The organism is Pseudomonas sp. RG1, assembly GCF_025910115.1.
Lineage (GTDB): Bacteria > Pseudomonadota > Gammaproteobacteria > Pseudomonadales > Pseudomonadaceae > Aquipseudomonas > Aquipseudomonas atacamensis.
In genome coordinates this window covers 15,683-27,041 of record NZ_JAPCIK010000018.1, presented here as the reverse complement: position 1 = coordinate 27,041, position 11,359 = coordinate 15,683, and the positions used below count along the sequence as shown (strand labels likewise).

General features: G+C 60.2%; 9 protein-coding genes and 4 tRNA genes. 1 reads left to right on the top strand and 12 read right to left on the bottom strand.

Features of this window, described 5'->3' with window-relative positions; all coding sequences use genetic code 11:
- The first annotated feature begins 10 nt into the window (after window positions 1-10).
- On the top strand, window positions 11-1,702 hold the full coding sequence (locus OK411_RS10640) for an Hsp70 family protein (protein ID WP_264364849.1): 1,692 nt from the start codon (window positions 11-13) through the stop codon (window positions 1,700-1,702).
- Here the strand turns inward: OK411_RS10640 and OK411_RS10635 are convergent.
- From OK411_RS10635 to gltX, 12 genes are all read right to left on the bottom strand, one after another.
- The gene (locus OK411_RS10635) at window positions 1,699-4,389 is read right to left on the bottom strand and encodes a DUF805 domain-containing protein (protein ID WP_024012381.1); all 2,691 of its coding nucleotides are present in this window, start codon (window positions 4,387-4,389) and stop codon (window positions 1,699-1,701) included. The two genes, OK411_RS10640 and OK411_RS10635, sit on opposite strands and share 4 nt — an antisense overlap.
- Window positions 4,386-5,081 (bottom strand): DUF1266 domain-containing protein, encoded by a 696-nt coding sequence (locus OK411_RS10630; protein WP_024012380.1) that lies wholly within the window; start codon window positions 5,079-5,081, stop codon window positions 4,386-4,388. The genes OK411_RS10635 and OK411_RS10630 overlap by 4 nt, the downstream gene beginning before the upstream one ends.
- Window positions 5,082-5,269: 188 nt before the next feature.
- Window positions 5,270-5,716, bottom strand: a complete 447-nt coding sequence (locus OK411_RS10625) for an Hsp20 family protein (RefSeq protein ID WP_016773925.1) — start codon at window positions 5,714-5,716, stop codon at window positions 5,270-5,272.
- Between the two features lie 118 nt (window positions 5,717-5,834).
- Window positions 5,835-6,794: a tRNA dihydrouridine synthase gene (locus OK411_RS10620; RefSeq protein WP_016773924.1), complete on the bottom strand. Its 960-nt coding sequence runs from the start codon at window positions 6,792-6,794 to the stop codon at window positions 5,835-5,837.
- A gap of 174 nt (window positions 6,795-6,968) precedes the next feature.
- Window positions 6,969-7,412, bottom strand: coding sequence for an acyl-CoA thioesterase (locus tag OK411_RS10615; RefSeq protein ID WP_016773923.1), 444 nt, complete (start codon window positions 7,410-7,412; stop codon window positions 6,969-6,971).
- Between the two features lie 46 nt (window positions 7,413-7,458).
- Complete coding sequence (locus OK411_RS10610; RefSeq protein WP_016773922.1) at window positions 7,459-8,292, bottom strand: alpha/beta fold hydrolase; 834 nt, start codon at window positions 8,290-8,292, stop codon at window positions 7,459-7,461.
- A 30-nt stretch (window positions 8,293-8,322) separates the two neighbouring features.
- Window positions 8,323-8,862, bottom strand: coding sequence for a TetR/AcrR family transcriptional regulator (locus tag OK411_RS10605; RefSeq protein WP_016773921.1), 540 nt, complete (start codon window positions 8,860-8,862; stop codon window positions 8,323-8,325).
- 181 nt (window positions 8,863-9,043) lie between these two features.
- Window positions 9,044-9,119: transfer RNA gene (locus tag OK411_RS10600), tRNA-Glu, on the bottom strand.
- A gap of 80 nt (window positions 9,120-9,199) precedes the next feature.
- Window positions 9,200-9,275 (bottom strand) — tRNA-Ala (locus tag OK411_RS10595).
- Between the two features lie 53 nt (window positions 9,276-9,328).
- A tRNA-Glu gene (locus OK411_RS10590) sits at window positions 9,329-9,404 on the bottom strand.
- Between the two features lie 79 nt (window positions 9,405-9,483).
- Window positions 9,484-9,559: transfer RNA gene (locus OK411_RS10585), tRNA-Ala, on the bottom strand.
- 188 nt (window positions 9,560-9,747) lie between these two features.
- Window positions 9,748-11,229: a glutamate--tRNA ligase gene (gene gltX / locus OK411_RS10580; RefSeq protein WP_016773920.1), complete on the bottom strand. Its 1,482-nt coding sequence runs from the start codon at window positions 11,227-11,229 to the stop codon at window positions 9,748-9,750.
- Window positions 11,230-11,359 lie beyond the last annotated feature (130 nt).

The window sequence follows — 11,359 nt, the reverse complement described above, 5'->3', positions numbered from 1 at the left end:
GAGATCAACCATGCAGGATGCATCCCTTCCCCGCCCGGCCCTGCTGGGCATCGACCTTGGCACCACCAACAGCCTGATCGCCGTCTGGCGTGAAGGCCGCGCCGAACTGATCCGCAACGCCCTCGGCGATGTGCTGACACCGTCGGTGGTCAGCCTTGATGAAGACGACACGATTCTGGTCGGCAAAGCCGCCCGCGCCCGCCTGACCACGCACCCGGAACGCACTGCCGCCGCGTTCAAGCGCTTCATGGGCAGCGACAGGCAAATCCAGCTCGGCTCTCGCCAGTTCAGCCCGGAAGAGTTGTCGGCGCTGGTACTTGGCTCACTCAAGCAGGACGCGGAAGCCTTTCTCGGCCAGGCGGTCACAGAAGCGGTCATTTCCGTACCGGCATATTTCAGTGACGAGCAGCGCAAGCGCACCTTGTTCGCCGCCGAACTGGCCGGGCTGTCCGTGACGCGCCTGATCAATGAACCGACCGCTGCCGCCATGGCGTACGGCCTGCACGAACAGAAGTTCGAACGCACGCTGATATTCGATCTCGGCGGCGGCACGTTCGACGTCACCGTGCTCGAATACGCATTGCCGCTGATCGAAGTGCACGCCTCCACTGGTGACAACTTTCTTGGCGGCGAAGACTTCACCGCCGCCCTGTTGCAGGCCTGCCTGAAACACTGGCAACTCACCCCCTCAACGATCGATGCACAAGCCATGGCCAGCCTCGGTGATGCGCTCGAACCGCTGAAATGCAAACTCGGCGAAGGCGCGCAGCACTTGAGCTGGCGGTATGCCGAGCAGACATTCGAATGGGAACTGGATGAGGCCGCTGCGGTGAAAATCTGGGAGCCGTTGCTGGCCCGCTTGCGCGCACCAATCGAACAGGCTCTGCGCGATGCCCGACTGAAACCGCGTGACCTCGACAGCCTGGTGCTGGTCGGCGGCGCCACGCGCATGCCGGCGGTACAGCAAATGGTCGCCACGTTGTTTGGACGCCTGCCTTATCGGCATCTTGATCCGGACACCATCGTGGCTCTGGGCGCAGCGACGCAGGCGGCATGCAAGGCGCGGGACGGCGCGGTCGAGGAATTGATTCTGACCGATGTCTGTCCGTATACGCTGGGGATTTCGACCAATCGTGGCGAAGACGTCAGTGGCGCGTTCTCGCCGATCATCGAACGTAACACGGTGATTCCAACGTCACGGGTGCAGCGTTACTCGACGACGTTTGCGCAACAGACTGAAATCCGTATCGCGGTTTACCAAGGGGAACGCCCGTGGGTACGCGACAATATTTTCATCGATTCTTTCGACATCCAGTTCACCCCTAGTGAGCAGCTGCAGAGCCTCGATGTGCGTTTCAGTTATGACATCAACGGCCTGCTGGAAGTCGACGTCACGCTTCTGGAAACCGGCGAACGTTACGGCCACAGCATCGACCGCAGCCCGACCGGACTGGATGAACAGGCGCGCAGAGACAGCCATGCCCGGCTCGCGACGTTCAAAGTCCACCCTCGCGACGCCCTGCCCAACCGCACCCTGCTCGCACGACTGGAGCGAGCATGGATGCAAACTCTGGGCGACGAGCGTGCGCGCATTGCCGAGTGGATGGACACCTTCAACACCGTGCTTGCCGGCCAGCAAGCCAGCGAAATCGCCAGCCACCGCTCAGCGCTGAATGATGCGCTGGACCAGATGCGTCTTTAACCGTTCAGTTGCCGTAAAGCAGCCTGCAACCCGCCGGACAACATATCTGCCCCACTGTCCGGCGGCACGCCATAGCGGTTAGGCAGTTTGTCTCCCGGAAAGCCGAACAACACCAGCGGCAGGAATGGCAGAAACGGCGACAATCCAAGAAATATCAGCAGTGTCGGTATGCCCCGGCCCATATCGTGCAACCGCCGTACAACTGCCGCGAACAACAGCAGCACGCCAAGCAAAAAGATGAGCATCCCGCCAATCGTCGTGCCAGTTATCAGCCCGGCTATTGGGGTTATCACTACGCATCCCAGGACCTGAGCGATAAAAGCCTTGCGCCCCAGCCGTGATCCGGGGCGCCAGAACGCTTTCGCTGGTACTGGCTGGACATCACTGTTGGCTAACAGCAACCGCTCCGACCACGACAGCAACGCGCACAGTGCCAAGCGCAAACCGACGCTGTTCTGCACGTCATCCTTACCCTGCTGCAGTTGTCGCAATACTCGCGTTTTCGGCACACCGGCAGCGCCGTAGCGAATCAAGCTTTTGAGCGCATCCAGCGCCTCATAGGCCAATAGTTTGTCGACACCGAAATCCGTCAACACCTTGCGCGGTGGCCACACCGGTTCGCCCTTGATCAGACCGTCGCGAAAGCCTTCGAACCAGTCATCCCCGCAACTGACCGCTTCAATCGACTGCAACAACGCCCGGTGCTGCTCGGCGCTCAGGCCTGGATCGTGGTAGAGCACGCCCCAGAACATCAACAAGCCCAGCAGATCATCGCCGCACGCCGCACGGTCACTTTCGACGCAGGTGTAAAGCAGGGTATTGGCGGGCAGCCTGGCGCTGTCGAGAGCCTGCTCGACACTGAACAACTGTTGCACCAGCAAACCGTGCACAGGATCGTCACCCTGCAGCCAGCCGAGCAAACCGGCGCAATTGCCCTGCTCACGCAGCAAGCGCCGCAATAGCGGCTGCAGTCGGCTCAAAGGATGCGCAGGATTGAACGGCAAACGCTCCAGACACTGCGCATCAATCAATTGCAACCAGCGCTCGGGTTGTTCCAGCAATGCCAGCAAAAACACGGTTTGAGCGTGCCAATCCCAGATGGCCGCTCCCAACCCGATCGGCGGCAAACCTGTCGCGCGCCGACTCAACTGGAGCATGAGATCAAGCTCCGAGAGGTCATTGCCGTCTTTGACCGCACTCAGCTCGAACGCGTCGGCGATGCGTGCAAGCGCCGTGTCGCTATAGGGCCGCAAGCGCTGCAACCACAGACGACAAACCTTGTGCAGCGCACCTTCGGACAACGCGAGCGGCAATTGCGGTGAAAGTGTTTGCGAGTCAGTGAAAGCGCTCATGGCCTGCGCAACAGGCGCCTTGGCCAGCCAATGCAGATGTTGCCTGGCCTGATACTTCAGGCCGCTCAAAACCAGGCATTCCAGCGCGTCCACCGGCAGCGGTTCGTCGACAATCTGCTGCAACAAGGCCGAATCACCACGATGCAGCGCCCAGGCGTGCCGGTACAGACGCAGCAAACGGCTGTCGTGGTTTTCGCCGATCAACTGCGCGAGCAATGGCAACTCGTCGCCCGTCATGCGCCAATCAACAAAGCTTTGCGCCAGTGCATCAAGCTTGAGCCGTCCGACACCCAACCAACGGGTCAAGGTCTCGGGCCGTTGTGACGGACTGCCATACACTTGGCACTCAGCACCCAGTTCGTCCGGCCAAACGGCGCAGTCCTCCAGACGATCGAACGCCTGAATCAGCAACGGCAGAAAGGTCGGCTGACGCTTGGCACACAGCTCCAGCAAGCGACTCTCTGCCGCGGGATGGCGATGTTCGCTCCAGAGCCGAATCCAGCATGGAAACGCTTGATCGTCGTGCCCCAACAGACTGTACTGACACGCCAGCAGGTACAGCCAGTCGACGTTATCCGGCGCGGCATCGTGCTGTTCGGCACAGCACTGCAGGAACGTCGGCGCGCCCATCCCCGCTTGGGTGAACTGCACCAGCAACCGCTTGAGGTACGCGGCATCGTTGGGCAACGGCAAGCACGTATGCCGACTGGCGAACTCGGCGAACTCGTGCAGCGGACGCTGAGTAAAGATGCAATCGAGGCTACGGGCATACCACAGCGACTCGGTCTGTGCCGGCTCTGACCAGGCGCTCATCAGATCCGTGTCGAACGGGTCGGGCGTCTTGATGCGCTGCAAAAAGCTTTCTACCGCTTGCGCATCGTCGAATGCCAGATCGAGCAATTGCTGGTCCCAGGCCATGCGTTGCGCCAACAGATTCGCACAACGGTAGGACAACGGACCGGCGCCGGACAGTCGGTGGTACAAGCCCCAGTTGAGGTCATCGAAAACCTCCAGTGACAAGGAATCCAGCGTCCGGACAAATGCCTGCCATGCCGCGTAGTTGAAGCGTCGCGCGGGATCATCCAGCAGCGCACAGAAATCCAGGAAAGCTTGAGGCGCCCGAACGACATCGGCTTGTGCAGCGTCAATCTCGTCTTCAGCCTCTTCCTCCTCTTCACGGGCCAGACGCAGGGCACTCTCGTAGGCCATGCGTAGCGCTTGAAAACCTTCCGGATCGGTTTCCGGATGGTGCGCCGGCAAACGGGCGCGATAGGCGCTGCGAATCAGGGTTTCGTCAGTAGTCGGTTCAATGCCCAGTCGAATCCAGCAACTCATGACCAGTCGAACTCCCCAAGCGATGCCGGACGAGAGGGCGGATCAATATCCATGTGCCATGGCAGATCGGCGAGAAAGTGTGGAATGTTTTGCGCAAGGCCTCGGGCAATCCTGGTGTTGAAAGCGCTGGTGCCCTCACGACTCATCTCGACCGCCAGTTCATCATCGCTTTTGCTCATGCAGCACCAAAAAGTTCGTCCCACCAGAAAGCCGTTGAAATAAGCCATCCAGCTGCCGTAATGAAACTGCGCCCTCAACGCCAGACGACTGTGCAACCAGTTGCTCTCGGCCAGATCGATCCATTGATTACGCACGGCGCAGCGCAACAGAAAGCCCATCCGGCCGTAATCCCAGGACAGAATGCCGCCGGGACCACAGCTGCCGAAGGTACGGCTGGCAAATTCATGCAGGACGCGCTCGCGCGGGCTCAGCTCATTGAGCAACGACTGCCATTCGCTCGGCAGGCATCGCTGCCACGCCAGATAGGCCCCGCTGAGGTGTTTGGCATGGCCGTCGTCGGTCATCCATCCGAGCATGTCGAACAACTGTTGCCGATCATCGATACCCCAACTTTCCTTGAGGTTGATGTAACGATCGTTGCAGAACGCCGGGTCGTCATACCCGGCGCCGGTGTTGAGCGCGGCCATTGGTGCGGACAACGCGCACAGCCAGCGCTGTTGAATCTCGTCCATGAAAAAAGGCTCCAGGCCGACCGCAGGGAAATGGGGGCCGGCAAAACTGCGCAGATTGTAAAGAGCCCCGCCGACAGCGGCAAACCCTGCATCGCTTTGACTGCGCGCACAAAAAAGGCCCCGACGTATCGGGGCCTTTCGTTCAGCGGCTTATCGCCGGTTCGGGCGATTGTGTGTCAGCACATGAATCAATGCTGCAACGCCGGCTGCTGCGCTCCATTGATCGGGATGCGCTTGGCTTTCGCTTCTTCCGGGATCACACGGAGCAGGTCGATGCTCAGCAGGCCGTTGCGCAGCGCAGCGTCCTTGATCTCGATGTGATCGGCCAGACGGAACGACAGCTTGAAGGCTCGCTGGGCGATGCCTTGATGCAAGAACGTGACGCTTTCGTCAGTGTCACGCTTGCCGCCACTGATGGTCAGCACACCCTTCTCGACTTGCAGGTCCAGGTCTTCTTCCTGGAAACCGGCGGCCGCAACGACGATACGGTATTGGTCATCACCGTGTTTTTCGACGTTGTAAGGTGGGTAGCTGCTGCCTGGCTCGTTGCGCAGGGCGGTTTCGAACAGGTCGTTGAAACGGTCGAAACCTACCGAGGAACGGAACAGTGGCGCGAGAGAAAATGCAGTACTCATGGTTCAAATCTCCTGAAAAAAATCAGCAAGGTTTTGTGTCTCCGCGACCCGAATTCGGCATCGCGTAACCCTTAGATAGGGACCACTGTTTTGATTTCAAGAGATTATTTTGAGATTTTTATGCGGCTTCGACGAGCGGCAATCCGAGCAGACGCGAGACTTGATCCGGCTCGGTTTCACGGCGCAGAACGGTGAAAAGCTCGGCGGCTTCCGGGTAGTTCCGTGTCAGCATGGCCAGCCATTGCTTGAGGCGACCGGGCGATTGCCGGGCGGTCATCTGCGCTTTGGCCTGCAGCCAGAAGTCCTGAATCAGCGGCATCAGCTCGGCCCAGGTCATCTCGACGACCTCTTCGCCAGCGCGCGCCGCAGCGATCTGCCGAGCGAGATCCGGGCGGGAGACCAGACCCCGACCGAGCATGATGTCTTCCACGCCACTGATTTCGCGGCAACGGCGCCAGTCTTCGACGCTCCAGATGTCGCCGTTGGCGAACACCGGCACCTTGACCACGTCCTGCACGCGCGGGATCCACTCCCAATGTGCCGGCGGTTTGTAGCCGTCCATTTTCGTCCGCGCATGTACGACGATGTGCTCTGCCCCGCCTTCGGCCAGCGCCGTGGCGCAGACCAGCGAGCCGTCAGGACTGTCGAAACCCAGGCGCATTTTCGCGGTGACCGGGATGTGCGCCGGTACGGCGCGACGGACATGTTCGACGATCTGGTTGAGCAGTTCCGGCTCCTTGAGCAGCACGGCGCCGCCGCGGGATTTGTTGACGGTCTTGGCCGGGCAGCCGAAGTTGAGGTCGATCACTTCCGAGCCAAGCTCGCAGGCCAGCGCGGCGTTTTCCGCCAGGCATACCGGATCGGAACCGAGCAATTGCACGCGCAGCGGCACACCGGACGCGGTGCGAGCACCGTTGAGCAGCTCGGGGCCGAACTTGTGAAAGTACGCCGGAGTGAGCAACTGGTCATTGACCCGAATGAATTCGGTCACGCACCAGTCGATGCCGCCAACGCGGGTCAGCACGTCGCGCAGGATGTCGTCGACCAACCCTTCCATGGGCGCCAGAGCAATTTGCATGGGAAAACACTACTTGAAGAAAAACGTGCGGCAGTTTACTGGATATCGTGCAAGACCGCAGGACAACACATCTCTCTGTGGGAGCGAGCCTGCTCGCGAAGACGGTCTGTCAGCTCATGCATGCGTGACTGACCTGACGCTTTCGCGAGCAGGCTCGCTCCCACAGGGTGAGATTTACATTGCCTCTGCGATCTGGATCGCCGGGCCATAGCCTTCGATAAATTCTGCCGGCATGCGCTTGGGCTTGCCGGTCGACAGCTCGATGCAGACAAATGTGGTCTGCGCGCGCAGCAGGGTGGCGTTGTCACTGGGGCGTTTGAGCTGGAAATGCCGGGTCATTTTCAGGCGCTGATCCCAGTCGACGATCCAGGTCGCCAGTTGCAGTTCATCGCCTTCGTAGGCCGCGGCCAGGTAATCGATTTCGTGACGGACAACGGCCATCGCCCGATCCAGCCGCCGGTATTCGACCAGGTCCAGGCCGAGGCGCTGCGAATGGCGCCAGGCGCAGCGCTCGAGCCAGGTCACGTAAACGGCGTTATTGGCGTGCCCGAGCCCGTCGATGTCTTCGGCGCCTACTTGCAGATCAATGGTAAACGGCGTTGCCCGATCCCAGCCCATGCCCCACTCCCGGTCAAAGTATTGAACCGGGGCAGTGTAACGGAGCTCAGGCCGATTGGCGCGCCTGAAGGCTGCGACCGGCAAGCAGTGATAACACACCATCAATCACTCGAGGGTCGGCCAGCACGCGTTGATGGCCGCCGCTTTCCAGGCGCAGCAGGCGGCTGTCGAACCAGGCTTCGTGAATCAATTGCGATTCTTTGACCGAGACGAAGTTGTCGTCCTCGGCATGCACGATCAAACCGGGCATATCCAGTTGATAGTGGGCCACGTCCAGCGTTGCGGCGCGCATGCCGACGTCCTGCTCGACCTGACGAATAAACGCCGAACGCGCGCGCGGCGGCATGCCCACCATTCGCGCGAAACCGCGCAGCACGCCGAGAATCCGCGACGGTGCGGCGATGCTGACCAGAGTTTCCGTGCGCAGGCCCAATTGCACAGCGAGCATCGCGCTGGCGCCGCCCATGGAATGGCCGATAACCGCTTGCAGCGGCGGCAATTCGGCAGCCGCTTCGAGCATGGCACGGGCGAACAGCACTACATTGGCTTCTCGCCCAGGGGAGCGACCGTGAGCCGGACCGTCGAGCGCGACGACGGTATAGCCGGCATCGACCAGAGCATTGATCAGCGAGGCGAATTGGGTTGGCCGCCCTTCCCAACCATGCATCAGCAGCACCGTAGGGCCTTGGCCCCAGCGCAGCGCCGACAGGCCGAAGCGCAACGTGATGCGTTCGGAGCTGGCCAACAGCGGCAGCTCCCAATCGCGCAGCGGTAGCGCGCGGGGAGTCATGAACGCCAGACGCATTTTGCTTGCCACCAGTTTCGGTGCAAACCAGCCCAAGGTACCGTTAACGCCACGAACCCACTTCAACGCGTTCATCGCACTCTCCTCAGGCTTGTTGCCTTCAGGTCAACGCACCGCCGACTTGGCGGCGCGCAGCAATCGATCGGATAACTCTCCCGGACCCAGCGCTCTGGCCAAGGCCAGACCACCAACCATCAACGCGACATCGGCCAAAGCCTTGTCGGTGTCTTCAGGGCTGGCCGCCAGCTGCGCGACCATCAATTCCAAATGCTCGTTCAGCGCTATGCGGAACGACTCCGGCAAACGCCCCAGCTCGCCAATCGAGGCCGGAATCGGGCATGCGGCTTCGCTGGAATCCCGGTGTTTGCGTGACAGGTAGAACGCAGCCACCAAAGCGCGACGCTCTTCGCCGGTCAGATCGGCGTCCATGTCGGCAATCAGGTCGCGACGCCGGCCCAGCAGTTGCTTGAACGCTTCGAGCATCATCGCGTCCTTGCTTTCGAAGTGTGCGTAGAAGCCGCCGACGGTCAGGCCGGCTGCGCCCATCACTTCGCCCACGCTCGGGTCAGCCGGGCCGCGCTGAATCAGTGCGGCGCTGGCAGCCTTAAGGATGCGTTCGCGGGTTTGAGCTTTTTTATCGTTCATCGTTGCCTCCGAATATTACGACTAGAATATTATTCGCATAATAATATTCCGCAAGTCATGAATATGACCGCTGGTCTGAAGCACAGTGTAAGGAAAAGGAGAGTTGGCCAAACGCCGGACAAACAAAAGGGCCATTCAATAATTGAATGACCCTTATAAAATCCCGCAGAGCGGGTAATCGTGGCGTCCCCTAGGGGACTCGAACCCCTGTTACCGCCGTGAAAGGGCGGTGTCCTAGGCCACTAGACGAAGGGGACACAAACCCTTCTATACAACTGATCAGTGCTGAGAGCTGATCGATTCAAGGCCGGTGTGGCCAGACCTTGAACTGTAAAATTGGTGGAGCTAAGCGGGATCGAACCGCTGACCTCCTGCATGCCATGCAGGCGCTCTCCCAGCTGAGCTATAGCCCCGGATTTTTCGCCTCGCGGCGGAGTGATCTCTTGCAACATCACTTCTGTAAAACTGGCGTCCCCTAGGGGACTCGAACCCCTGTTACCGCCGTGAAAGGGCGGTGTCCTAGGCCACTAGACGAAGGGGACGCAAACCCTTCTATACAACGGATCAACGCTGAGTGTTGATCGCTTCAAGGCCGGCGTGGCCAGACCTCGAAGTGTAAATTGGTGGAGCTAGACGGGATCGAACCGTCGACCTCTTGCATGCCATGCAAGCGCTCTCCCAGCTGAGCTATAGCCCCTCATCGCTGAGGACGGGGCGAATCTTAAGGGCGTATCGAAAGCCTGTCAAACTTATTTTTGAAAAATTTCAAAATTTTTTGCCGGGATAACAATCACTTACCGCCCTCCCCCGTAAATTCGGGAGAAACGCCGAAGGCAGGATCAAAAGATCGCAGCCTTCGGCAGTCCTGCAGAGAAGCAAAAGCAATCAGGCAATCGCGCCCAAGAGCTTTTCCCACTCCTTGTTTTCTTTCTTCGACACGCCGCCCAGCAGGTCAATCGCCTGGCGCAAGCGGAAACGGGTGAGATCCGGGCCGAGGATTTCCATCGCATCGAGCACCGACACCGAACTCGCCTGCCCGGTGATCGCAGCAAACATCAGCGGCATCGCATCGCGCAGTTTCAGCTCGAGGGATTCGACCACCGCCTGAATCGTCGCGGTGATGCTGTCCTTCTCCCACTGCCGCAGACTTTCCAGTTTCCACAGGATCAACTGCATCAACTGGCGAACCTGATCGCCGGAGAGCTTTTTCGACTCGAACAGCTTGGCATCCGGATTCACGCCGCCGGCAAAGAAGAACCCCGCCAGCGGTGCAACCTGGCTGAACGTTTCAACCCGGCCCTGCACGTGCGGCGCGATCTTCATCATGTATTCGGAATTGAACGCCCACTTCTGCACGCGGGCGGCAAACTCTTCCACCGGCAGATCGCGTAGCCACTGGCCGTTGAGCCACGACAGCTTCTCGATGTCGAAGATCGGCCCGCCGAGGGACACTCGCTTGAGGTCGAAGTTGTCGACCATTTCCTGCAGCGAGAACTTCTCGCGCTCGTCCGGCATCGACCAGCCCATGCGCCCGAGGTAGTTGAGCATCGCTTCCGGCATGAAGCCCATGCGCTCGTAGAACGTCACCGAGGTCGGGTTCTTGCGCTTGGACAGCTTGCTCTTGTCCGGGTTGCGCAGCAGCGGCATGTAGCACAGCTCTGGTTGTTCCCAGCCGAAGTATTCGTACAGCAAAATCAGTTTCGGTGCCGATGGCAGCCACTCTTCGCCACGCAGCACGTGGGTGATGCCCATCAGGTGATCGTCGACGACGTTGGCGAGGAAGTACGTCGGCAGGCCGTCGGTCTTCATCAGCACTTGCATGTCCATGCGATCCCACGGGATCTCGACGTCGCCACGCAGCATGTCCGGCACCACGCAGACGCCTTCGCTCGGCACTTTCATGCGGATCACGTGCGGTTCGCCAGCGGCCAGGCGCGCCGCGACTTCTTCCTTCGACAGCAGCAGTGCGCGGCCGTCGTAGCGCGGAGTTTCGCCGCGAGCCATTTGCTCGGCGCGCATCTGATCGAGTTCTTCAGCGGTGCAGAAGCACGGGAACGCATGGCCCATGTCGACCAGTTGCTGGCAGTACTTCTGGTAGATATCGCCGCGCTCGCTCTGCCGATAAGGGCCGTGCGGGCCGCCGACATCCGGGCCTTCGCTCCAGTCGATACCGAGCCAGCGTAGGGCGTCGAAGATCTGCTGTTCGGACTCGCGGGTCGAACGCAACTGATCGGTGTCTTCAATGCGCAGGATGAACTCACCGCCGTGCTGCTTGGCAAAGCAGTAGTTGAACAATGCGATGTAAGCGGTACCTACGTGGGGGTCCCCGGTAGGCGATGGCGCGATGCGAGTGCGGACGGTGGTCATGGCTTGTCTCGAAAAAATGAAGAGCAGAACAATCAAGCGGCGAATGGTAACAGGCGACACCCGCCCCGCTCCAGCGGGCAGGGTATTTAAGCCAGATGCCCTAAGCCCTTCAGATGGTGTGAAGGCCATT